This is a genomic window from Amycolatopsis acidicola (genome assembly GCF_007713735.2).
In the GTDB taxonomy this organism is placed as follows: Bacteria; Actinomycetota; Actinomycetes; order Mycobacteriales; family Pseudonocardiaceae; genus Amycolatopsis_E; species Amycolatopsis_E acidicola.
On the sequence record NZ_VMNW02000119.1, the window covers coordinates 1 to 21,256 of the forward strand.

At 71.3% G+C, this 21,256-nt stretch carries 25 protein-coding genes; 19 read left to right on the top strand and 6 right to left on the bottom strand.

Annotation, left to right across the window (positions count from 1 at the left end; all coding sequences use genetic code 11):
* Positions 1–172 precede the first annotated feature (172 nt).
* The 8 genes from FPZ12_RS41230 (at position 173) to FPZ12_RS41265 (ending at position 6,511) form a co-directional block, all read left to right on the top strand.
* A complete protein-coding gene (locus tag FPZ12_RS41230; RefSeq protein WP_243770291.1) occupies positions 173–805 on the top strand; it encodes a pyridoxine/pyridoxamine 5'-phosphate oxidase in 633 nt (210 codons plus the stop codon).
* Positions 806–921: 116 nt separating this feature from the next.
* Positions 922–2,886 (top strand): HD domain-containing protein, encoded by a 1,965-nt coding sequence (locus FPZ12_RS41235; RefSeq protein ID WP_144757865.1) that lies wholly within the window; start codon positions 922–924, stop codon positions 2,884–2,886.
* Positions 2,870–3,451, top strand: a complete 582-nt coding sequence (locus FPZ12_RS41240; protein WP_144757866.1) for a hypothetical protein — start codon at positions 2,870–2,872, stop codon at positions 3,449–3,451. The genes FPZ12_RS41235 and FPZ12_RS41240 overlap by 17 nt, the downstream gene beginning before the upstream one ends.
* A complete protein-coding gene (locus tag FPZ12_RS41245) occupies positions 3,448–3,963 on the top strand; it encodes a dCTP deaminase (RefSeq protein ID WP_144757867.1) in 516 nt (171 codons plus the stop codon). Before FPZ12_RS41240 ends, FPZ12_RS41245 begins: the two co-directional genes overlap by 4 nt.
* A 16-nt stretch (positions 3,964–3,979) precedes the next feature.
* Positions 3,980–4,498 (top strand): dCTP deaminase, encoded by a 519-nt coding sequence (gene dcd, locus FPZ12_RS41250; protein WP_144757868.1) that lies wholly within the window; start codon positions 3,980–3,982, stop codon positions 4,496–4,498.
* Between the two features lie 87 nt (positions 4,499–4,585).
* Positions 4,586–5,650 carry an LLM class flavin-dependent oxidoreductase gene (locus tag FPZ12_RS41255; protein ID WP_243770292.1) on the top strand — a complete coding sequence of 355 codons (1,065 nt, stop codon included), beginning with the start codon at positions 4,586–4,588 and terminating at the stop codon, positions 5,648–5,650.
* Between the two features lie 38 nt (positions 5,651–5,688).
* Entirely contained in the window at positions 5,689–5,988 is a 300-nt protein-coding gene (locus FPZ12_RS41260; protein ID WP_144757869.1) for a hypothetical protein, read from the top strand.
* Positions 5,963–6,511 carry a hypothetical protein gene (locus tag FPZ12_RS41265; protein ID WP_144757870.1) on the top strand — a complete coding sequence of 183 codons (549 nt, stop codon included), beginning with the start codon at positions 5,963–5,965 and terminating at the stop codon, positions 6,509–6,511. The genes FPZ12_RS41260 and FPZ12_RS41265 overlap by 26 nt, the downstream gene beginning before the upstream one ends.
* 316 nt (positions 6,512–6,827) lie before the next feature.
* On the opposite strand, the gene FPZ12_RS41270 is transcribed toward FPZ12_RS41265, so the two are convergent.
* A complete protein-coding gene (locus FPZ12_RS41270; protein WP_166463079.1) occupies positions 6,828–7,754 on the bottom strand; it encodes a DMT family transporter in 927 nt (308 codons plus the stop codon).
* Between the two features lie 74 nt (positions 7,755–7,828).
* Between FPZ12_RS41270 and FPZ12_RS41275 the strand changes: the two genes are divergently transcribed.
* A complete protein-coding gene (locus tag FPZ12_RS41275) occupies positions 7,829–8,740 on the top strand; it encodes a LysR family transcriptional regulator (RefSeq protein WP_144757872.1) in 912 nt (303 codons plus the stop codon).
* 3 nt (positions 8,741–8,743) lie between these two features.
* Here the strand turns inward: FPZ12_RS41275 and FPZ12_RS41280 are convergent, their stop codons facing one another.
* Complete coding sequence (locus FPZ12_RS41280) at positions 8,744–9,121, bottom strand: ArsR/SmtB family transcription factor (RefSeq protein ID WP_144757873.1); 378 nt, start codon at positions 9,119–9,121, stop codon at positions 8,744–8,746.
* Between the two features lie 90 nt (positions 9,122–9,211).
* Between FPZ12_RS41280 and FPZ12_RS41285 the strand changes: the two genes are divergently transcribed.
* Genes FPZ12_RS41285 through FPZ12_RS41295 form a run of 3 tightly spaced genes read left to right on the top strand, consistent with a single transcriptional unit; the run spans position 9,212 to position 11,172 of the window.
* Positions 9,212–10,216 (top strand): cation diffusion facilitator family transporter, encoded by a 1,005-nt coding sequence (locus FPZ12_RS41285; RefSeq protein WP_144757874.1) that lies wholly within the window; start codon positions 9,212–9,214, stop codon positions 10,214–10,216.
* A 26-nt stretch (positions 10,217–10,242) separates the two neighbouring features.
* Complete coding sequence (locus tag FPZ12_RS41290; protein WP_144757875.1) at positions 10,243–10,605, top strand: hypothetical protein; 363 nt, start codon at positions 10,243–10,245, stop codon at positions 10,603–10,605.
* Between the two features lie 48 nt (positions 10,606–10,653).
* Positions 10,654–11,172 carry a DUF305 domain-containing protein gene (locus tag FPZ12_RS41295; protein WP_144757876.1) on the top strand — a complete coding sequence of 173 codons (519 nt, stop codon included), beginning with the start codon at positions 10,654–10,656 and terminating at the stop codon, positions 11,170–11,172.
* 338 nt (positions 11,173–11,510) lie between these two features.
* On the opposite strand, the gene FPZ12_RS41305 is transcribed toward FPZ12_RS41295, so the two are convergent.
* Positions 11,511–12,431 carry an SAM-dependent methyltransferase gene (locus FPZ12_RS41305; protein WP_144757877.1) on the bottom strand — a complete coding sequence of 307 codons (921 nt, stop codon included), beginning with the start codon at positions 12,429–12,431 and terminating at the stop codon, positions 11,511–11,513.
* A 106-nt stretch (positions 12,432–12,537) separates the two neighbouring features.
* Between FPZ12_RS41305 and FPZ12_RS41310 the strand changes: the two genes are divergently transcribed.
* Both FPZ12_RS41310 and FPZ12_RS41315 read left to right on the top strand, forming a co-directional pair.
* Complete coding sequence (locus tag FPZ12_RS41310; RefSeq protein ID WP_144757878.1) at positions 12,538–13,095, top strand: Chromate resistance protein ChrB; 558 nt, start codon at positions 12,538–12,540, stop codon at positions 13,093–13,095.
* The gene (locus FPZ12_RS41315; RefSeq protein WP_144757879.1) at positions 13,092–13,508 is read left to right on the top strand and encodes a YkvA family protein; all 417 of its coding nucleotides are present in this window, start codon (positions 13,092–13,094) and stop codon (positions 13,506–13,508) included. Before FPZ12_RS41310 ends, FPZ12_RS41315 begins: the two co-directional genes overlap by 4 nt.
* On the opposite strand, the gene FPZ12_RS41320 is transcribed toward FPZ12_RS41315, so the two are convergent.
* Positions 13,486–14,958, bottom strand: coding sequence for an FAD-binding protein (locus tag FPZ12_RS41320; protein ID WP_144757880.1), 1,473 nt, complete (start codon positions 14,956–14,958; stop codon positions 13,486–13,488). The two genes, FPZ12_RS41315 and FPZ12_RS41320, sit on opposite strands and share 23 nt — an antisense overlap.
* Before the next feature lie 116 nt (positions 14,959–15,074).
* Between FPZ12_RS41320 and FPZ12_RS41325 the strand changes: the two genes are divergently transcribed.
* On the top strand, positions 15,075–15,809 hold the full coding sequence (locus FPZ12_RS41325) for a glucose 1-dehydrogenase (protein WP_144757881.1): 735 nt from the start codon (positions 15,075–15,077) through the stop codon (positions 15,807–15,809).
* A gap of 48 nt (positions 15,810–15,857) precedes the next feature.
* Here the strand turns inward: FPZ12_RS41325 and FPZ12_RS41330 are convergent, their stop codons facing one another.
* Together FPZ12_RS41330 and FPZ12_RS41335 are read right to left on the bottom strand one after the other, a co-directional pair.
* A complete protein-coding gene (locus tag FPZ12_RS41330) occupies positions 15,858–16,934 on the bottom strand; it encodes an NAD(P)H-dependent amine dehydrogenase family protein (protein WP_144757882.1) in 1,077 nt (358 codons plus the stop codon).
* Positions 16,934–17,965, bottom strand: coding sequence for an NAD-dependent epimerase/dehydratase family protein (locus tag FPZ12_RS41335; protein WP_144757883.1), 1,032 nt, complete (start codon positions 17,963–17,965; stop codon positions 16,934–16,936). Before FPZ12_RS41335 ends, FPZ12_RS41330 begins: the two co-directional genes overlap by 1 nt.
* A 65-nt stretch (positions 17,966–18,030) precedes the next feature.
* Here FPZ12_RS41335 and FPZ12_RS41340 point away from each other — a divergent pair, with 65 nt between their 5' ends.
* The 4 genes from FPZ12_RS41340 (at position 18,031) to FPZ12_RS41355 (ending at position 21,253) form a co-directional block, all read left to right on the top strand.
* Positions 18,031–18,846, top strand: a complete 816-nt coding sequence (locus FPZ12_RS41340; protein WP_243770293.1) for an enoyl-CoA hydratase/isomerase family protein — start codon at positions 18,031–18,033, stop codon at positions 18,844–18,846.
* A 13-nt stretch (positions 18,847–18,859) separates the two neighbouring features.
* On the top strand, positions 18,860–19,723 hold the full coding sequence (locus FPZ12_RS41345; RefSeq protein ID WP_144757884.1) for an SDR family NAD(P)-dependent oxidoreductase: 864 nt from the start codon (positions 18,860–18,862) through the stop codon (positions 19,721–19,723).
* Positions 19,724–19,808: 85 nt separating this feature from the next.
* Complete coding sequence (locus tag FPZ12_RS41350) at positions 19,809–20,657, top strand: oxidoreductase (protein WP_144757885.1); 849 nt, start codon at positions 19,809–19,811, stop codon at positions 20,655–20,657.
* The gene (locus FPZ12_RS41355) at positions 20,657–21,253 is read left to right on the top strand and encodes a TetR/AcrR family transcriptional regulator (protein WP_150980728.1); all 597 of its coding nucleotides are present in this window, start codon (positions 20,657–20,659) and stop codon (positions 21,251–21,253) included. Before FPZ12_RS41350 ends, FPZ12_RS41355 begins: the two co-directional genes overlap by 1 nt.
* The last annotated feature ends 3 nt before the right edge of the window (positions 21,254–21,256 follow it).

Genomic DNA, 21,256 nt, shown 5'->3' on the forward strand with positions numbered 1-21,256 from the left:
AGCCAACACACGCGCCCCGCCAGCCAACACACGCGCCCCGCCAGCCAACACACGCGCCCCGCCAGCCAACACACGCGCCCCGGGGGCCAACACGCCCGCGCGGGCGGCCAACATGCCGGAGGGCGCCGGTAGCGTGCACCCCGTGGGAGATTCCGTTGTCACAGCCCAATTCTTGCGAAGCCTGCCCTCGCTCGCGGGCCCGCTCCCCGCGTTCGACCCGGAGGCCGCGCCCGCCGAGCCGGACCCGCTGTTCGCGCGGTGGCTCTCGGAAGCCGTCGAGGCGGGTGTGGTCGAGCCGCACGCCATGACGCTGTCGACCGTCGACCCGGCGGGGCGGCCGTCCGCGCGGGTGCTGATCTTGAAGCACCTCGAAGGCGGGCGCTGGGCGTTCGCGTCGGGATCGGGCAGCCGCAAGGGCAAGGAACTGGCGAACACCCCGTGGGCGGCGCTGACGTTCTACTGGCCTCTCCTCGGCAGGCAGGTGCGCGTGCGCGGCGCGGTCGAAGCCGCGGGAGCCGACGAGAGCGCGGCGGACTTCCTCGCCCGCTCCCCCGGCGCGCGCGGCGCCGGGCTCATCGGCAACCAGAGCGAACCCCTGACCGATTTCGCCGAGCGGGATCGCGTGCTCGACGAGTCGACCGCGCGGGCGGCTGCCGACCCGCGCCTGGTGGCTCCCGAATGGACGGTGTACCGGGTGGTGGCCGACGAAGTGGAGTTCTGGCAAGGAGAGGAACACCGCCGCCACATCCGGCTGCACTACACCCGCGACGCCGAAGGCTGGGCCCGCCGGCTGTTGTGGCCCTGACGGTTCCGGACGAGAAAGGCCGCCGTCCGGTCAGCGCCTGCCGCGTTGAAGTTGTGATCTCCGGGACCCCGCCCGGCCGCATAGAATCCGATCACCAGGCCCGAGGGAGGGGTGCGATGACGGGTGCGCTCGGCGGGGGCGGGACCACGCCGCAACCCCCGGTCCGGGACGCCGTCCACGGCCCGATCGACGTGTCGGACACGACGGGCTCCCCCTCGCCCGTGCTCGCCCGGCTCATCCAGTCCCGCCCGGTGCAGCGGCTCCGCCGCATCAAGCAGCTCGGGTTCGCCTCGCAGAGCTACGTCGCCGCCGACCACAGCCGGTACGCGCATTCGATCGGCACGATGCACGTCATGCGCAGGCTGCTCGGCCAGGTCGCCGGCCAGCATTCCCAGCTCACGGCCACCCTGATCCGCGAGTACGCCGCGGTCTACGACTCCGAGCCACCACTGGCGGCCGACGTCCTCGCCGAGCACCTGCTCGTCGCCGCGCTCCTGCAGGACCTCGGCGAGCTCCCGTACCAGCAGGCCACCCGCGACTTCTTCGTCCCCGACGACGACCTGCGCGAGTGGGTGGGGTCGAAGATCGAGCAGGACGTGTCGCTCTGGCCCGCCAAACCGGTCTTCACCCTGGCCTGCCTGTACGAGGACGAGATCCAGGACGTCCTGGCGGAGCTGAACCTCCACTTCATCGCGTTCCTCGTCACGGCCGAACGCTGGCGCGGCGAATGGCAGTCGCGGTTCCTGCCGCTGCGGCACATGCTCGACGGCGAGATCGACGCCGACCGGCTGGACTACGTGCACCGCGACGCCCAGCACACCATCGGCGTGCTGGGCAAGTCCGGCGACGTCATCTCGGCGATCCTGTCCTACGACGAGCTGGGCCCGGTCTGCTCGGATCCCGCGCAGCTGGGCAACTTCCTCGCGATGCGGGCGCACCTCTACTCCAGCGTGTACTTCGCCCCGCACAACCGGTTCCGGGTGATGCTGCTGAAGAGCATCCTGCAGGGCGTCCGCGAATCCCCGGTGGCGGAACAGTTCCTGCTGCTGCCCGCGCGGCACATCGGCACCGCCGCGTTCCTGGAACTGGACGACGTCTCGCTCGAAGCGGAGATCACGTCGCTCTCCCGCAGCCCGCTGCGGGCCCGGCTGAGCAAACGGACCTCGATCGCGCTCACCGAGTTCACCTCGTCCACCGGCGCCTACGAGCATTTCTGGTTGCGGGAACAGGAAAACCCCGCGGGAGAGCCACCCGCGGTTTCCGTCCCCCAGGACGTGTTCTTCGAGATCTACGAGCCGAGCGCGCCCCGGCGCAGCGGGGTCCGCCTCGCCATGCCCACGCCGATCGGCGAGACCGAGCTGGTGGGGATCACCGAGGTCAACGGCCCCTACTTCGAGGTCCCGACCAGCGGCCGGGCGACGCTCCCGATCCCCGGCGACGTGCTCGTCTTCTACCCCCGCAACGGGCGCGGGCGCGATCTGTCGCTGCTCAAGAAAGCCTTCCAGGACAACACTTTGCGCACCGCGCTGGTCGCGAAGGCGCGCGGCGAATGGAACGGGGTCCCCGCCGACACGCGGCAGCTGCCCGGGTTCGACGGCCCGGCCGTGTTCGTCTCCTACTGCGTGGACGACATCACCACCGTGCGGCGCCTGGTGAAGGAGCTGCACCGGCGCCGGCGGCGGTACTACGCGATCGTCGAACCGAACCAGGGCATCGGCGGCACCACGGCGCGGAACAGCATCGACGGCGTGCTGCGCACCGACGCCGCTATCGTGGTGGCCTCCCGTTCCTACCAGGACCGCTGCCAGACCCAGCTGAACGGCAACATCATGCACGAGATCCGCACCATGCACGACCGCCGGATCCCCGCCCCGTCCGGGTACCCGGTGGTGCCGGTTTCCGTGCACCCGCACCGGGAGGTGGCGAACATCCCGTGGTCGCTGCTGGGCATGGACGCTCCCCCGTTCACCGGGACGGTGCTGGAGAAGGCGTCCGACCCCGAGTTGGGCGCCACCGTCGAGGCCGCGCTCGCGGCGATCGGCTCCGAGTTCGCGGGAGCCGCCGGTGAACTCCCCCGCTGACGGCGTTTCCCAAGTGCGGCTGGCGCTGCTCGGGCTCCCCGGCGCCGGCAAGAGCACCTTCGTCACCATCGCCGCGGGCTGGGCCGCGGAACACGGTTACGCGGTACGGAAAATCGTCCTCGCGAGCCCGCTTTACGAGGCGCAGGCGGCGATCTACGAGATCTGCGGCGTCCCGCTCGAAGACGGCGTCCAGGACGGCGAGCTGCTCAACTTCCTCGGGGCGCATCTGCGCAAGATCAACCCGGCCGTGCTCCGCGACCGCTTCGAGGCCCGGATCTCCTTGCTGGCGAAGGAAACCCGGACACTCGTGCTGTGCCCGGACGCGCGCCCGCTGGACGTCGGCTACCTGCGGCGCGCGGGTTTCCGCACCGTGCTGGTCTCGGTTTCGCCCGAGGAGTCCCAAAAACGCCGCATCGCGCGCGGTGACCTCTCGCTCGGCGCGACCGACCACAGCACCGAGACCGGGCTCGACCCGGGTCAGGTGGACATCACGCTCGGAAACCACGGATCCCCGGCCGAGTACGCGGAATCGGTGCGGGCGTTGCTGAACGCGGTCGCGCCATGATCCTCACCGGGCCCGAAATCGCCGAGTCCGTGCGGCGCGGCGAAATAGTCATCGAGCCCTTCTGCCCGGAACAGCTCAACCCCAACAGTTACAACTACCTGCTGGGCCGCGAAATCCAGGTCGCGGAAGCGGAGACATTGGACGCCCGTCGCCCGGTTTCGTGGCGGGAACAGGAAATCCCGGACGAAGGGTTCGTGCTGAGCCCCGGTCGCGTGTATCTCGCGAACACCGCCGAGGTGATCGGCAGCCGCTCGCGCGTGACCACCCTCATCGGCCGCTCCTCCTTGGGGCGTCTCGGGTTGTTCACCCAGGTGACCGCGGACCTCGGGCACCATGGCGCCATCCACCGGTGGACGCTGGAGCTGACGGTCGTCCAGCCGCTGCGCGTCTACGCGGGTATGCGGCTCGGGCAGGTCAGCTTCTGGCGCAGCAGCGGCGACGTCACCGGCTACGACGGCCCGTACGGTCTCGCGATGGCGCCCATGCCGTTCGAACCCGCGAGCCTGGTCTAGCCGGAAGGGAGCGTCCGTGATCCTCACCGGCACCGAGATCCGCCGCCAGGTCGCGCTGGGCCGCATCGAGATCGAGCCGTTCGAGCCCGCGCAGGTCAACCCGAACAGCTACGACTTCCGGCTGGGCCCCACGCTCCTGGTCTACCGCAACCACGAACTGGACGCCCGCGCGCCCGAGCCCGCCGACGAGGTGGCCATCCCGGCCGGGGGGTTCGTCCTCAGCCCGGACCGCGTGTACCTGGGCTCCACCGCGGAGCGGATGGGCAGCGACCACTACGTCCCCGTCATCCGCGGGAAGTCCTCGCTCGGCAGGCTCGGGCTGTTCGTCAACATCACCGCCGACCTGATCGACATCGGCTCGCACAACCACTGGACCCTGCAGTTCCACGCGGTGCAGCCACTGCGGATCTACCCGGGGATGCGCATCGGGCAGGTCACGTTCTGGGTGCCCGAGGGCGAAATCCGGCTCTACGAAGGCAAGTACCAGGGTGCCACCGGCCCGCGCGCCTCGGAGTCCTTCCGCGACTTCGGCTGAGCGCGACCACTGCGTGGGAACGGTTGCCCGCCGTGCCCCGGCGCTGGACAGTGGGCCGCGATCGTCGTCGAGGCAAGGAGTTTCGCGGTGCCCGGTGTGCTTCATCCCCGGTTCGGCGTGTGGGCGCTCGTCTACGGATCCTGGGGTCCGTTCGGTCACCCGGACGACCCGGTCGACGCGAGCTGGGAGCGGAACAAACGGCTGATCCTGGAGGCCGACCGGCTCGGCTTCGACTCCACGCTGATCGCCCAGCACATCGTGAACCCCTTCGGCGACGAGCTCGGCCAGCTGGAAACCTGGACGTCGGCGGCGGCGCTCGCGGCGCTCACCGAACGGATCGAGATCATCGCCGCGATCAAGCCCGCGCTCGTGCATCCCGTGGTGCTGGCGAAGCAGGCGCTGCAGATCGAGCACATCAGCGGCGGGCGGTTCGGGCTCAACCTCGTCAACGCATGGTTCAAGCCGGAGCTGCGGCGCGCCGGGATCCCGTTCGCCGAGCACGACGAGCGCTACGCCTACGGGCGGGAGTGGCTCAGCGTCGTGCGCGGGCTCCTCGACGGTGAGCGGGTTTCCTTCCAGGGCAAGTACTTCCAGGTCGAGGACTACCAGCTGCGCCCGCTCGGGCAGACCCGCGCCCGGCCGACCCTGTACGTGGGCGGCGAGTCGGAGCCCGCCCGCGCGCTGGTCGCCGACGCCGCCGACGTGTGGTTCATCAACGGCCAGCCGCGCCACGAGGTCGAGCGCCTCATCACCGACGTCACCGCGCGGCCCCGCCAGGGCGACCCGGTGCGGTTCGGCCTCTCGGCGTTCGTGGTCGCCAGGGAAACCGACGCCGAGGCCGAGGCGGAACTCGCCGCGCTCTGGGAGCTGGCCGAAGCCGGGAAGGCGCGCTGGGAAGCGCTCGTGGCCGACGCGGACCCGAAAGCCGTGATGTTCCAGACGTTCGCGAAGTACCCGCACATCGGGACCAACGGGGGTACCGCCGCCGGGCTCGTGGGCGGCTACGACACGGTCGCCGAGCGGATCCGGGAGTGGGCCGGGCTCGGCATCGAGACGTTCATGCTGCAGTTCCAGCCGTTCGAAACCGAGATGCGCCGGTTCGCCGAGCACGTCATCCCCCGCGTCCGGGAGCGCGCGCCGCAGGCGATCTGACCCGTGCGCCGGCTTGCGCCGGGTCGCACAATGGAAGGGTGTCGACCCGGAACAAAGGGCTCGGCGGCTGGGCCCGGAACGAGGACGTCTTCACGGTGATGGCCGCGGCGCGCACGGCGCGCGCGCACAGCGTCCTGATCCGCCGGGTCGCCGCCGCCGCGCTGGAGCGCGCGGCACGGACGTCCGCGCAGACGTCGGCGCTGATCACCGAGACGTACCGGACGCGCGCCGAATCGGCGCGGCTCAGGGCACTGGTGGCCGGCGAAGCCTGGCACCGGAGCCCGGCACCGGAGGGATGTGACAATGAGCGTCATGGGACGCCTCTCGGCGCACGGTGACGATCGCGACCGTGCCGCGACCACGCGCGATGACGAAGCCACGGCGCGCGACCGGCTGGCCGGCACACGGGACGACGCCGCGCTGGCGCGGGACGAGACGGCGGAGATCCGGGACAGCCACGACAAGCTCGAGCGAACCTCCGCGCGGGACGCGTTGCGGGACGCCGAACAGCGCGACCGTTCGGCGGAAGCGCGCGACGTCGCCGCCGCGGCACGGGAGAAGGCGGCCACCGACGAGCCCGAGAGCGGGCGGTGGCAGACGCTGCTCAACCGGGCGCAGGCCGACCGCGAAGCCGCGATGGCGGACCGCGCCGCGGCGGCGGCCGACCGGGCGGCGTTCCACACGTACCTGGACCGGCTGGGAATCCAGCAGCGCGCTGCCGCCCGCGACCGCCGCGACGCCGCCCAGGACAGGGACTCCGCTCAGGCCGACCGGGATGCCGCCCGGGACGACAGGACCGCCTCCTCGGCCGACCGCGAACAAGCGTCGGTGGAGCGGGCAATGACCCCGCCGCCCGAGTAGCGCGTCCGTCCACTGTGGACGTTTCAGGCCCGCTCCCTCGACAGTTCCCGTTCGAGGACGGCGAGTACCCGGCGTTCCCGGGCTGTCAGCATGGCGGGCTCCAGGGCTGGCGGGGATCGTGGGCGGCAGGAAACCCTGCCACCGCACGGCTACCACGGCCCGCGCCGGTTAATCGTCGCCAGGGGCCGGAGGCCGGGAGCGGCCACGGGACAGCACCCACCGAGCGCCACCCGCGCCTGGCTGCAGCAAGAGCGGCCGCGGGCCGGTCACGGCGGACGCCACAGCACACGACCCGGCCCGCGCCCGTTAATCCCCGTTAATCGTCGCCAGGGGCCGGACTCCGGGGGCGGCCGCGGGCCAGCACCCACACCGTGGCCAGCACCGCCACGCACCCCACGATCTGCACCGCCGTCGGCACCTGGCCCAGCACCACCACCGCCAGCAATTCCGCCGCGACCGGTTGCAGCAACAGCAAAGCCGACGAAACCGCCGGCGCCAGCCGCGGCAGGCCCCAGCCGACCAGCAGCCAGCCCAGCGCCTGCCCGGTCAGCGCCACGAAAGCCAGCGCGATCCACGCGCGGGCGGACAGCTCGAGCTGGATCCCCGAAGTCGTCACCCCGACCACCGCGGCGAGCAAGCACGCGGACGCGGTCGCGAAGAACACCGGGGTCACGAAATGCCGGGGCGAGCGGACTCCGGCGCCACGACTGAAGAACAAGTACCCGGAGTAGCCGAGCGCGGCGGCGAGCGCGAGAACGGTGCCACGCAAGGGGTTGTCCCCTTCCGGCGCTGGCCCCACCAGCCCGCCCGCCAACGCGACCGCCGCCAGCAGGACCGGCAGCGCCGGCAAGAACCGCCGTGGCGGCGCGATCCGGGTGACCGCCCACATGACGAGCGGGAACAGCACGATCTGCATGTTGACGAGCACCGTCGCGATCCCGGCGCCGACATCCCCGATGCTGACGTTCCACAGCAGGAAATCCGCGCCGAGGCACAACCCCGCGAGCAGCCCGGAGACGATCGTGCGCACGCCCGGCATCCCGTGCCGCCGGATTTCCCGTACCAGCACCGGAGCGAGCATGACCACGGCGAAGAAACACCGCCAGAACGCCGTCGTGGCCGTCGAAGTCCCCGCGATCACGATCAGCACCGAGGACGCCGACAGCGAGAGCGCGCCGAGCACGACGGCCAACGGGCCGAAGCTGGGACGCGTGGGGACGGGAGCCGGGGCGGTGGTGGTCACGTCTCCCACTCTGGTACGCCAGTCCCCACAGCACTATTTACTCTTTTTCCGCACCTTTGATTAGTATCGCTGAGGTGTTGACCTGGGAGCGCCTTCGCGTGCTGGACGCCGTCGCCCAGCACGGCTCGGTCGGCGCGGCCGCCGCGGCCCTCCACGTGACGAGCCCGGCGGTGACGCAGCAGATCCGGAAACTCGAGCGGGAAGCGGGCGCCCGGCTCGTCGAACCGGACGGGCGCGGCGTGCGGCTCACCACCGCGGGCTGGATCGCCGCGCAGGCCGCCCGCAAGGCCACCACGGCGATCGACGAAGCCGAGCACGCGCTGAGCACGCTGCACGGCCGCGTCACCGGGCCGCTGCGCATCGGCGCGGTCAACAGCGGCTTCGGGCCGCTCGTCGCGCCCGCGCTGCGCCTGGTGACCGGACGGCATCCGGACGTCGTGCCCAGCACCCGAAGCGGCGAGCCGGTCGACCTGATTCCCCAGCTGTCCGACCGCGAACTCGACGCCGTGCTCGTGGAAAGCTGGTCCACGCTGCCGATCCGCGTACCGGCCCGCATCCGGCACGAACCCCTCGTGGTGCACGAAGTCGTGCTGACCGTCAGCACCGGGCACCCGCTCGCGGACCGGGAAACGGTCACCCTGGACCTGGTCCGCGACGACGTGTGGACCGGCTGCCGTCCCGGCACCGACAGCCACGAAGCCCAGCTGCAGGCCATGCGGCGCTACGGCGTCGAGGCCCAGATCCGCCACGTGGTGGACGACTTCCCGACCCAGATGACCGTGGTCGCCGCCGGCCTCGCCGTCACGCTGGCGCCGAGGCCCGCCGTCGAGGGCTTCCCCGGCGTGCGGCTGATCCCGGTCGAGCCGGCGATCACGCGCACGATCGGGTTGGCCACCAGGGAAAACACCCATTCCCCCGCTGTCCGGGCGCTCGTCGAGGCCTTCCGCGAAGTGGCCGCCGCGCTGCCCGAGCGCTTCCCCGGCTGAGCCTCAGTGCCCGCGCGGGCGATGGGGTTCCGGGTGCTCGCCGCCGGGGCCCGCCGGGATGTCCCGGTCCACGTGGTCGGCGTGGAACAGGGCTTGCGCGAGCAGGCCGCGGACGTGGTCGTCGGCCGCGGAGTAGTAGACGAAAGTGCCTTCGCGACGGCCTTTCACCAGGCCCGCGAGCCGGAGCTTGGCCAGGTGCTGGCTCACCGCGGCCGGGGCCGCCCCGGCCAGTTCGGCCAGGCAGGCGACCGAGGATTCGCCCTGCAGCAACGCCCACAGCACCTTGATCCGCGTCGGATCCGCCAGCAGCCGGAAGGATTCGGCGGCCAGGTGGACCTGCTCGTCGCTGGGCATCTCGAACTCGGGCCGCGCCTCGTGCATGCGCGCAGCCTACCGGCCACTGCCTGCATACCTGCGTGCATGCGCAGATAGCTTGGTACCCTGGGCGGACCGACGGCCGGGAGGCTTGCGATGACGACACCGCCGCACGGGCACGGCCACGCGCACGAGAGGGGGCACCGGGTCCGGCATCTGCTGACCCCGCACAGCCACGACAGCGCGGACCGCATCGATGACGCGCTGGAAACCAGCCGGCGGGGAATGCGGGTGCTGACCCGCTCGTTCGCCGCACTGGGGCTGACCGCGGCCGCGCAGCTGGCGCTGGTGCTGGTCACCGGGTCGGTCGCGCTGCTGGGCGACACGATCCACAACTTCGCGGACGCGCTGACCGCCGTCCCGCTGGGCATCGCGTTCCTGCTCGGCCGGCGGGCCGCGACCCGCCGCTACACCTATGGCCTCGGCCGGGCCGAGGATCTGGCCGGGATCGTCGTGGTCGTCGTCATCGCCGCGTCGGCGGCGCTCGCCGCCTACGAGGCCGTCGACAGGCTGCTGCACCCGCGGCCGGTCGGGCACCTGGTCGTGCTCGGGCTGGCCGGGCTGATCGGGTTCGCCGGGAACGAGCTGGTCGCCCGCTACCGCATCACGGTGGGCCGCCAGATCGGCTCCGCGGCATTGGTCGCCGACGGGATGCACGCGCGGACGGACGGGTTCACGTCGCTGGCGGTCGTGCTCGGCGCGGTGGGCGTCGCGCTCGGTTTCCCGGCCGCCGACCCGATCGTCGGCCTGGCGATCACCGTCGCGATCCTGCTGGTGCTGCGCGACGCGGCGCGCGAGGTGTTCCACCGGCTCATGGACGCCGTCGACCCCGGAACCCTTGACCTGACCGAGGAAACCGCGCGAAGCCTCCCGGGTGTCCGCGGTGTCGGCGATGTCCGCATGCGCTGGATCGGCCACACGTTGCGCGCCGAGCTGGCCATCCGCGTGGACAACACGCTGACGGTGGAGCAGGCGCACCGGCTCGCCCACGAGGTCGAACACCGGCTCATCCACACCGTCGCGCGCCTCACGAGCGCCACTGTCCACATTGAACCGACCGCCGGCGCGGAGTCCGCCCACCACGAGGCCGCCGCGGCGTGAGCGGCACGCCGCTGTACCGTCGGGGTGTGGTCGTCCTGCGGTGGGTTCTGCTGTGCGCGCTGGGTTTCGCGGTGCTGGGCATGCACAGCCTGAGCACCGTCGAGGCGCCGATGCCGCCTGCCGCGCACGCGGTCATGGCCATGTCCGGCGGGGATCACGAACCGGTCGTCGGCCATCCGGGCTCGCCCGGGCACAGTCATGATCTTCTGCATCTGTGCCTCGCCGTGCTGGCCGGTCTCGCGGGCCTGGTCCTGGCATGGCTGTGGTTCCGGGCGGCCCCGAGCTTTTCCGCCGACCCGCGGGCGTGCCCGGTCCGAGCCGGGCGCGGGCCGCCGAAAGTGCCCCCGGCCACCGGCCGGCTTTCGTTGTTGTGCGTCCTGAGGCTGTGACAGGTCCGTTCTTCCCGGACCACACAACCTCTTTCGAAGGACGAAATCATGACCAGGAAGATCCTGGCCAGGACGGTGCTCGCCGTCCTGGCTTCCTTCACCCTGCTCACCGGCTGCGGCACGGACACGACGCAGCACAACCAGGCGGACGTCACGTTCGCGCGGGAGATGATCCCGCACCACCGGCAGGCGCTCGACATGGCCGCGCTCGTGCCCGGCCGGACCGCCGACGCGAAGATCAGCGCGCTGGCCGAGGACATCCGGAAGGCGCAGGACCCGGAGATCCAGCAGATGACCGGCTGGCTCACGGCGTGGGGCAGCACGCCCGCCACGTCGGGCATGGACATGTCCACAATGGACCTGTCCCAGCTGGAAGCCCTGCACGGCGGCGAGTTCGACCGGATGTGGCTGCGGATGATGATCGAGCACCATCAGGGCGCGCTCGCCATGGCCGGGACCGAGCTCGCCCAGGGCGCCGATCCCGCGGCGAAAGCCTTGGCGCAGAGCATCATCGACGGCCAGCAGGCCCAGATCGGGGAGATGAACACCCTGCTCGCCCAAGGCTGACGGCGAACCGGGCCCGGGGTGCGAGGGCGCCCCGGGCCCGGCGGCCGCGGCGGCCGTGGCGGCCTCCGGCGGTGGCTATCCGGGAACGGCCAACACGCGCGCTGGAACGGCCAACACCCCAGCGGGAACGGCCAACACACCAACGCAAGCAGCCAACACACCAGCCGAAGCGGCCAACACGCCAGCGCAAGCAGCCAACACGCCAGGCGGAGCGGTAAACACGCCAACGCGAGCAGCCAACACACCAGCGCGAGCAGCCAACACGCCAGCCCGAGCAGCCAACACACCAGCCGAAGCGGCCAACACGCCAGCGGCAGCGGCAGCGGCCAACACGCGGGCTACCCCGCACTCCCGGTGAGCACCCCACTCACGTACCGCAAACCCGCCATCCGTAACGCGTCGTCCTCCAGGGGCGGAAGACCGTGCTCGGCCAGCAGCTCCCGCACAGTCGCCCCGCTCAGCACCCAGCCACGGGCGGCCAGGTAGGGACCCGCCTCGTTACGCTCGCCGTAGTAGCGCAGCTTCGCCATGCCGGGGTCGAAACCGCCCGCGCGCCAGCGTTCGGAGATGTGGTCGAGGCGTTCCTTCGTCTCGTCCTCCTCGCCCGGGCGCGGATTCGGCCTGCTCTCGGTGGCCACCCGGCTGCCCGGCGCGCTGAGTTCGGTGATCGTGTCCAGCAGGCTGTCCTGCGCCTCGGGCGGCAGATAGCCCAGCAGCCCTTCGGCGCTCCACGCGGTCGGCACGGCCGGGTCAAATCCGGCGTCGCGCAGCGCGGCGGGCCAGTCGTCGCGCAGGTCGGCCGCGGCCACTTTCCGTTCGGCGGTCGGCTCGGCGCCGAACGCGGCCAGCGCGCGGGTCTTGAACTCGACGACCTCCGGCTGGTCGACCTCGAACACCACGGTCCCGGCGGGCCAGGCCAACCGGTACGCGCGGGAATCCAGCCCTGAAGCCAGAATCACGGCCTGCGTGATTCCCGCGTCCGCCGCGGCGAGGAAGAAATCGTCGTAGAACTTCGCCCGCACCTTGGCCCCGTCGATCGCCACCCGCTCGACCAGGTCGCCGGGCGGCTCCTCACCGCCGGCCAGCCGGGTGAGGAGTTCGATGCCGACGGCGCGGACGAGCGGCTCGGCGAACGGGTCGTCGATGAGCGAGGGGTCCTCGCGGGTCGCGATCGCCCGGGCCGCCGCGGCCGCCGTAGCCGTCGCGCCGACGCTGGACGCCAGGTCCCACGTGTCGCCGTCCTGTCTGGAGAAAGTCATGCGCCGCCCCGTCTTTCGCCGGTTCCGGGAAGTCGCGCCCCACTGTTCCAGGTCCCGCCGGGCACCGGCCGGCGCACCCTGGACGTAACACCCGTAACATCGACCTGTGACGGCTGAAACAAGCGACTGGCTGGTGATCAGCGTGTCGACCGCGGGCGCTCCCGCGACGCTACGCGTGCAGGTGTGGCGGAAGCTGCGCTCGCTCGGCGCGTTGTACCTGCAGCAGTCGGTGTGCCTCCTCCCCGCGCTGCCGCCCGTGGTCCGCGACGTCCGGCGGCTCGCCGGGCGGGTTCGCGAACAGGGCGGCACGGCCCGCGTCCTCCCGATGGCCTTCACCGCGGCGGCCGAGGAGCGCGCGGTGATCGCCGAGATGAACGCGGCGCGTGACGCCGAATACGCCGAGGTTCTCGAACGGCTTCCCGAGTTGCACCGTGAACTCGCCGCCGAACAGGCTCGCGGCAATGCGACGTACGCCGAGGTCGAGGAGTCCGAAGCCGATCTGGCGCGTTTTCAAGGCTGGCTGGGCAAAATCGCCGCGCGTGACTACTTCGGGGCGCCCGGTGGGCAGGCCGCTCGCGAGGCTGTCGACGAAGCCGCCGAGGCGCTGAAAGCCTTCGAGGAAGCCGCGTTCAGCGCCGAAGCGCACGAACGGACGAAGAAATGACCGGCGAGTTCTGGCTCGATCTCCTCCTCGGCCTGGCCGCCGCGCTCGTCCTCGCGTGGCTGGCGCTGATCGTCGCGCTGGTGTTGGTGCGGCCGCGCGGTCCCTTGCTCACCGAAGCGCTCCGGCTCCTGCCCGACGTGCTCCGCCTGGTGCGCCGCCTCGCCGCCGACCGCACGCTGCCCCGGGGCGTGCGGATCCGGCTCGCCGTGCTCCTGGTTTATCTCGCCTCGCCGATCGACCTGATCCCCGACTTCATCCCGGTCCTCGGCTACGCGGACGACGCCATCATCGTCACCGCCGTCCTGCGCGCCGTCGTCCGCCGCGCGGGGCTCGACGCCGTGCGCGGCCACTGGCCCGGCACCGAAGACGGCTTCGCCGCCCTCGCCCGCCTCACGCGGATGCGCGGCTCCTGACGGCGGCGTGCCGCCCGGCGCGACGGCCGAAGAAGGACGCTTCGCCGAGCTGCGTGCCGGAGGCGTAGCCCTTGCCGTCGGTGGCGATGTTCGATGCGCACGCGCCCGCCGCGTACACGCCGGCGATGGCCGTCCCGTCCGGCCGGAGCAGCCGGCCGTCCTCGTCGACGCGCAGACCGCCGCAGCTGAAACCGGAGTAGAAGCACTTCCCCGGCGTCAGGTCGTAGGCACCGAACGGAGCCTGGTCCAGCGGCACGAGGTAGTCCGCCGACTTGTGGAACGCGGGATCCTCGCCGCGCCGCGCGCCTTCGTTGTACTCCTTCAACGTCGTGGCGAGCGACCCGGCGGGCACGCCGAGCCCTTTTTCCATCTCCTCCACCGTTTCCCAGCCGTCCACCAGCGGCTGGAAGTGGTACGCGGGCTCGGCCATCGTCGCCGAGTCGAGGATCAGGTACGCGATCTGGTCCGGCTGGTCGAGCACGAACGACGAAGTGCGCGAGTGGTAGGCGCCCTCGTCCACGAAACGCCGCCCGTCTTTGTTGACGAGGATGCCCTTGAGCATGTCCTCCGGCGGGTAGAACGGCGACGTGAAGAACGCGCCGTCCATGTGATCGGCGATCCCGCCGACCGACTCCCCCAGCCGGATGCCCAGCCCGTCGTCGAACGGGTTGCCCAAAGCCATGCCCCGCGCGAACAACGCCTCCAGCCGCGGCGCGAAGGTGTGCACCATGTCCGGGTTCATCACGAAACCCCCGGCCGCGAGCACCACCGAACGCGCCCGGATGGCGCCGCTTTCCGGATGCCGCTTCCACGTCACGCCGACGACCTCGTCGCCGTCGCGGACGAGCGCGGTCGCGCCGGTCTCCCAGCGCACCTCCACCCCGAGCTCGTCCAGCCGCTTCAACGCCAGCTCGACCACCATCGCCGCGCCGCCGAGGTCGCCTTCGACCGGCGGTTTGTGGCCGCGCGGCGCCGGGCGGGCCAGATCCTTGAAGGGCCAGCACTTCTCGTTGCCGGTGAACATCACGCCCTGGGTGCCGGGCTGCACCACCGCCTTGCCCGGGAAGTACGAGCGCTCGAACTCGAAGCCCAGCGACTCCAGCCAGCCGAAGTGCTCCACGCTGCCCTCGGTGTAGAGCCGGATCTTCTCCGGGGCGCAGTCCGGCGACATCGCCGAGAGGTACTTCGCCATCTCGGCCGGGGTGTCCTCGTAGCCAGCCGCCTGCTGCACCGGGGTGCCGCCACCGAGGTAGAAATGCCCGCCCGCCATCGCGCTCGTGCACGCCATCCGCGCCCCGCGGTCGATCACCAGCACCCGCGCGCCGGACGTCGCCGCTTCGATGGCGGCGGAGACCCCGGCCATCCCGGCACCGACGACCAGCACGTCGACCTCGTCGGACCACTCCACGTCTGCCCCGGCGTCCACCGGGGCGGGAACCTCCACAGCCATACCGGACAGCATATGAGAACACGTTCTATGTTTCCAGGGTTACCCGTGACTCCGAGCCACTTCCCGGCCGAGGACAAGATTGAAACAAGTTCTAAATCCCGCTAGAGTCGCCGGGCATGGGACGCGTGGAAGGCAAGGTCGCCATCATCACCGGGGGCGCGCGGGGCATGGGTGCCTCGCACGCCCGGCTCCTCACGGCCGAAGGCGCCAAAGTGGTCATCGGCGACATCCTCGACGACGAAGGCAAGGCGCTGGCCGACGAACTGGGGGCCGCCGCGCGCTACGTGCATCTGGACGTCCGCAGCCAGGAGGACTGGCAGCGGGCCGTGCGCACCGCCACCGACGAGTTCGGGAAACTCAACGTCCTCGTCAACAACGCGGGGATCGTCAACGGCAGCACCATCCAGCAGTTCGACCTCGAGCGGTGGCAGCAGATCCTCGACGTCAACCTGACCGGCACCTTCCTCGGCATCCAGGCCGTCACGGACCCGATGATCGCCGCCGGCGGCGGCTCGATCATGAACGTGTCCTCCGTCGAGGGCCTGCGCGGCAGCCCGTGGGCGCACGGGTACGTGGCCACGAAATGGGCGGTGCGCGGGCTCGCCAAATCGGCGGCGCTGGAACTGGCGCGGCACAACATCCGGGTCAATTCGCTGCACCCCGGGCTGATCCGGACCCCGATGACCGCGGGCCTCCCGGACGACATCATCAAGGTCCCGCTCGGCCGCGCCGCGGACTCGAACGAGGTCTCCACGTTCGTGCTCTTCCTGGCCAGCGACGAATCCTCCTACGCGACCGGCGCCGAGTTCGTGATGGACGGCGGGCTCACCGCGGACGTCCCGCACAAATAGTTCCCCGGCACCGAAAAGGGGGCCCGGGCGCGGGCCCCCTTTTCGCGGTCATCGAGCCGGATAGCGTCCTTTGCCGGTGACCAGCGGGAGGTCCAAAGTGGTCCGGATACCCGGCGGCGCCGCGACGACGTCCGGGATCGCGTTCACGATCCGGCCCGCGGCGGCGACGATCGCGGCGTGGTTGTGATCGCCGTGCTCGCTCGTGGGGCAGATGTCGATGCCGTAGGACGGTTCGCCGGTGATCTCCACCCGGTAGGAGCCGCCGGGCTGCGCGGGCCGCGCCCAGTCCGGGCGGAGGTCGTCGCGCAGCCGGGTCACGTGCTCGATCACGATCGCCGGGCGGCCGCCGACCATGCCGGTGATCTCGAACCGCACGGCCGCGGTGCCGCCCTTGGGGATGTGCCCGGCGGCGACGTCGAAGGCCTCCGGGGCGGGTTCGCGTTCGTGGGATTCCTTGATCTCGTCGACCTCCACGCCCAGGCCCGCCGCGAGCTGCCGGATCGTGGTGCCCCAGCCGATGCTCAGGATGCCCGGCCGGTACAGCATCGGCACCTCGTCCTGGGGTTTGCCGAAGCCCATGACGTCGAACATGACGGTGGCGCCGTCGTAGGTGGCGTAGTCGGCGATCTCCAGGCACCGGACCTGCTCGACGCGCGAACACGTGCCGAGGAAGGCGAACGGGACGAGGTCGTTGGCGAAACCCGGGTCCACCCCGGTCACGAAGATGCTCGCGTTCCCTTGTCCCGCCGAGGTTTCGAGCCTGCTGACGTAGTCGGCGGGCAGGAGCTGCCACGGGAACTGCAGCACGACCGGAGCCGAGCCGACGACGTTCACGCCGGCCTCGAGGATCCGGCGGCAGTCCTCGAACGCCTCGGCGGTCCGGATGTCGCCCATCGCGCAGTACACGACGCAGTCCGGTTTCGTGGCCAGCAAGGCGTCCCAGTCGCCGACGGCGGCGATGCCCGTCTTCCGGTCCAGGCGCGCCAGCTCACCGGCGTCCTTGCCGACCTTGGCCTCGTCCGAGACCCATACCCCGGTCAGCTCGTAGTCCGGATGCGTGAGCACGCTGGCCAAGGCCAGCCTGCCGACGTTGCCGGTCCCCGCGAGGGCAACCCGGATAGCCATCAGGCTTTCTCCTTATCCCTGGATTCTCTTGCGGCCGCACGGCGGCGCGCCCGCTCTTCGACGAAGAAGCGCGCCCCCGCGCGGATGGCGTCGGGCGCCGGGGCCGGGGCCCAGCCCAGCTCCCGGACGGCCTTGCCGTGGTCCAGCCGCGGCATGACGTGCATGAGCCGCACGCTCGTCCGGGTCAGCCGGACGTCCCGCCGCAGCAGTTTGCCCGCGAGTTCCCCGACAGCCCCGAGCGCGGACATGACGGGCAACGGAATTCCGTACCGCGGCGGCGGAACCCCGCCGACCTCCGCGCCGATCCGGGCGATTTCGCGCGCGCTCAGGAACCGTTCCGACACGATGTACCGCTCGCCCACTCGCCCGCGTTCACCGGCGAGGACCAGCGCCCGCGCCGCGTCCTCGACGCCGACGACCTCCGCCGCCACGCCGGAGACGTACGCGGGCATGCGGCCGAAGACCGCGGCCTTGAGGAGGGCGCCGTGCGGGGTCGGCGCCCAGTCACCGGGGCCATACGTGTTCGCCACGCACAGGGCGACGGCGGGCAGCCCGCGCTCGTTCGCGTACCGGAAAACGAGTTCCTCCGCCTGCACCCGTGACCGGATGTACGCGCCCGCTTTGCGGGACCGGTCGTGCGCCGTCTCTTCGGTGGCCACGCCCTTGCTGAGCCCGATGGTGCCGACGGTACTGGTGAAGACGAACTTGCCGAGGCCCGCCTCCGCCGCGACGTCGAGCACGTTCCGGAGGCCGTCGACGTTGGTGCGGAACAGCGGCGCCGGATCGCGAAGCCAGGCGCGAGTGTCGAGCGCGCAGTGGAAAACCGTGTCGCAGCCGGCCATCGCGCTACGCAGGGCCGCCGTGTCGGAAAGGTCGCCGTACACCCGCTCGACGTCGAGCCCGGCGATACCGCGCAGGGAGCTGGTGGGCCGCAGCATGGCGCGGACGTCGTGCCCCGAGCGCACGAGCTCTCCGACGACGTGCGCCCCGAGGAACCCGCTCGCCCCGATCACGAGTTTCTTCGCCCTCACCCGGACACCATACGACACCGGGCGAGTATTGGACAGCTGCCTGGACAATGGTCTAGAAAGGAGTGGTGGCAGAGGGAATTCCCGCACGGGCACAGGGAAAACCGGTCCTCACGAGCCGTGACCACGAGCGCGTCCGCACGCTCGTGCTCGACCGGCCCGAGGCCCTCAACGCGTTCAATGAGCAGCTGTACGACGAGCTCACCGAGGCGCTGCTCGCCGCCGCGGCGGATCCCGGGGTCGCGGTCGTCCTGCTCACCGGCAACGGCCGGGCGTTCTGCGCCGGCACGGATCTCAAGGAGATGCACCGGCGCAGCACCGATCCCGCTTTCGTGCCGGGGAAACACGGGTTCACCGGGCTCGTCGACGCGCTGGCCGCCTTCCCCAAACCTCTCGTGGTCGCGGTCAACGGGCTCGCCGTCGGTATCGGGCTGACCGTGCTCGGGTTCGCCGACCTCGCCTTCGCCGCCGACGATGCCCGGCTGAAATGCCCGTTCACCAGCCTGGGGGTCGCGCCGGAGGCGGCGTCGAGCTACCTGCTCCCCCGGCTCATCGGCCGCCAGAACGCGGCGTGGATCCTGCTCTCGGCCGACTGGGTCAGCGCGCGCGAGGCCCGCGAAATGGGGCTGGTGTGGAAAACCTGCGCCCCCGGCGACCTGATCGAGACCGCGGAGCGGCACTGCGCCACGCTGGCCGCGCGCCCGGTCTCCAGCCTGCGCGCGGTGAAGGAGTCGATGGTGGCCCCGCTGCGCGCCGACATCGCCGCCGCCCGCGAGCGCGAAAACGCGTATTTCGCCGAACTGATGGGCGGGCCCGCGAACCTCGAGGCGCTCACCGCTTTCGCGGAAGGGCGCGAGCCCGATTTCACGCGCATCCCCGAATAGAAGGAGCCCGGCCATGCTCGACGGACAGGTCGCCATCGTCACCGGCTCCAGCCGCGGAATCGGCCGCGCGGTGGCGTTTTCCTTGGCGGCACAGGGAGCCAAGGTGGTCGTGAACGGCCGCGACGCGGACACCGCGCGCCGGACGGCCGACGACATCGGGAAAACCGGGGGCGAAGCCGTCGCCGTGGCGGGCTCGGCGGCGGATCCCGATGTCGCCGAGCAGTTGCTGTCCGTCGCGCTGGACCGGCTGGGCCCGGTCCGCATTCTCGTCAACTGCGCGGGCACGGCCGAACCGCAGGGTTCGTCGATCCTCTCGGTGACGCGGCGGGACTGGGACGACCTCATGGAGGCCCACCTGGACTCCGCCTTCGAAACCTGCCGGGTCGTGGCGCCGTACCTCGTCGAGCAAGGCGGCGGCGCGATCGTCAACACCGGTTCGCACGCCTTCACCGGGATCTACGGCGGAACCGGTTATCCGGCGGGCAAAGGCGGCGTGAACGGGCTGACGCTGGCGATCGCCGCCGAGCTGCGCGAGCACCACGTGCGCGCGAACGTCGTGTGCCCCGGGGCGCGCACCCGGCTGTCCACGGGCGAGGACTACGAGGCGCACATCGAGGAGCTGCACCGGCGCGGCCTGCTCGACGACCTGTCCCGCGCCGGCTCGCTCGACCCCGGCCCGCCCGAGTACGTGGCCGAGCTTTACACGTACCTGGTGACGGACCTGGCCCGCGACATCACCGGGCAGATCTTCGCCGGATCCGGGTGCTACGTAGGGAAATTCCCCGAGCCGGAGGCGCAGCTGCTGACGTGGCGCGATCACGCGGCGAACCCGCCGTGGTCGCTCGATGAGCTACACGCCTTCCTCGCCGGGAATTGACAGCACGACGAGAAAAATCGACGCGGTGTAGACTTCTGCCCGTAGGGGCCGGACCGGCTCCTCGCGAGGCTTTTCAGGAGGAGCTATGCCGCAGCAGAACTGGCTCATCACCGGTGTCAGCACGGGTCTCGGCCGTGCCTTCGCCCAGGCCGCGCTGGCGGCGGGGCACACCGTCGTCGGCACAGTCCGCTCCGAACAGGACCTGGCCGCGTTCGGGGAGCTCGAACCCGGGCGCGCGCATGGCCGCATCCTGGACGTGACGGACGAGGATGCCGTCTCGGACGTGGTCACCGAGGTCGAGCGGAACGTCGGCGCCCTGGACGTCGTCATCGCCAACGCCGGCTACGGGCTGGAGGGCACCTTCGAGGAGACCCCGCTGGCGGAGGTCCGGCGGCAGTTCGACGTCAACGTGTTCGGGGCGGTGGCCACCCTGCGGGCGGCGCTGCCGCACCTGCGCCGGCGTCGCCGGGGGCACCTGATGGCCGTCACGTCGATGGGCGGGCTGATGGCCGTGCCCGGTATGTCCGCCTACTGCGGCAGCAAGTTCGCCCTCGAAGGCATCCTCGAAGCGCTGGGCAAGGAGGTCGCCCGGTTCGGGATCCACGTGACGGCGATCGAGCCGGGCTCGTTCCGCACCGACTGGGCCGGGCGTTCGATGACGCGCGCCGAGCGGACCATCGACGACTACGACGAACTGTTCGCCCCCATCCGCGAAGCGCGCCAGAAGGCTAACGGCAACCAGCTGGGCAACCCGGCCAAGGCGGGCGAAGCGGTCGTGCGCATCGCCGCGGCCGAGCAGCCCCCGGCCCACCTTCTGCTGGGCTCGGACGCGCTCCGGCTCGTCGGTACCGCGCGCGCGGCGGTGGACGAGGACATCCGTGCGTGGGAGGCGCTCTCCCGCACGACCGACTTCGCCGACGGCGCTCAGCTCTGATGCCCGGCAGGCGCGCCACCGAGCGCAAGGGCGACCTGCGGGAACGGGCCATCCTGGACACGTGCGAAACCCTGTTGGCGGACAAGGGTTTCGACGCCATGACGGTCGGCGACCTCGCGCAGGGGGCCGGGATCACGCGCGGAGCGTTGTATTTTTACTTCGGCTCCAAGCAAGAGGTGGTCACGGCGCTCGTGGCCAGGACGGTCGAGCACCTGTGGGAACGGTCCCGGGCCACCGCGGAAGCCGAAGAGCCACGCGAGGCGATCACCGCGGCCTTGGACCGCACGGTGGAGCTGTGGAACGCGCACGGCCCGGTCCTGCGCACGGCCATCGACCGGTCGTTGACCGTGCCGGAGATCGGCGCGCTGTGGGACCGGACGGCGGACCTGTTCATCGCGGCCATCACCGCTGTCCTTGAACGAGCCGGAATCCCGGGCGGCAGCGGAGCGGACCGGGCCCCGGCGCTGGCGCGCGCGCTGTGCTGGATGATCGAACGGACCTTCTACCACGCCTCTCAGGAATCCCGCGCGAACCTCCGCAAGGCGGCGGGCACCTGTGAGCACATCTGGCTGCGCACCGCCGGGCTGACACCCTGACGC

Excerpts from the sequence above, each read along its gene's own strand:
- FPZ12_RS41235 (WP_144757865.1), top strand. The coding sequence starts at position 922 with ATGACGGGTGCGCTCGGCGGGGGCGGGACCACGCCGCAACCCCCGGTC.
- FPZ12_RS41245 (WP_144757867.1), top strand. The coding sequence starts at position 3,448 with ATGATCCTCACCGGGCCCGAAATCGCCGAGTCCGTGCGGCGCGGCGAA.
- FPZ12_RS41265 (WP_144757870.1), top strand. The coding sequence starts at position 5,963 with ATGGGACGCCTCTCGGCGCACGGTGACGATCGCGACCGTGCCGCGACC.
- FPZ12_RS41280 (WP_144757873.1), bottom strand. The coding sequence starts at position 9,121 with ATGCACGAGGCGCGGCCCGAGTTCGAGATGCCCAGCGACGAGCAGGTC.
- FPZ12_RS41285 (WP_144757874.1), top strand. The coding sequence starts at position 9,212 with ATGACGACACCGCCGCACGGGCACGGCCACGCGCACGAGAGGGGGCAC.
- FPZ12_RS41295 (WP_144757876.1), top strand. The coding sequence starts at position 10,654 with ATGACCAGGAAGATCCTGGCCAGGACGGTGCTCGCCGTCCTGGCTTCC.
- FPZ12_RS41305 (WP_144757877.1), bottom strand. The coding sequence starts at position 12,431 with ATGACTTTCTCCAGACAGGACGGCGACACGTGGGACCTGGCGTCCAGC.
- FPZ12_RS41315 (WP_144757879.1), top strand. The coding sequence starts at position 13,092 with ATGACCGGCGAGTTCTGGCTCGATCTCCTCCTCGGCCTGGCCGCCGCG.
- FPZ12_RS41320 (WP_144757880.1), bottom strand. The coding sequence starts at position 14,958 with ATGGCTGTGGAGGTTCCCGCCCCGGTGGACGCCGGGGCAGACGTGGAG.
- FPZ12_RS41325 (WP_144757881.1), top strand. The coding sequence starts at position 15,075 with ATGGGACGCGTGGAAGGCAAGGTCGCCATCATCACCGGGGGCGCGCGG.
- FPZ12_RS41330 (WP_144757882.1), bottom strand. The coding sequence starts at position 16,934 with ATGGCTATCCGGGTTGCCCTCGCGGGGACCGGCAACGTCGGCAGGCTG.
- FPZ12_RS41345 (WP_144757884.1), top strand. The coding sequence starts at position 18,860 with ATGCTCGACGGACAGGTCGCCATCGTCACCGGCTCCAGCCGCGGAATC.
- FPZ12_RS41350 (WP_144757885.1), top strand. The coding sequence starts at position 19,809 with ATGCCGCAGCAGAACTGGCTCATCACCGGTGTCAGCACGGGTCTCGGC.
- FPZ12_RS41355 (WP_150980728.1), top strand. The coding sequence starts at position 20,657 with ATGCCCGGCAGGCGCGCCACCGAGCGCAAGGGCGACCTGCGGGAACGG.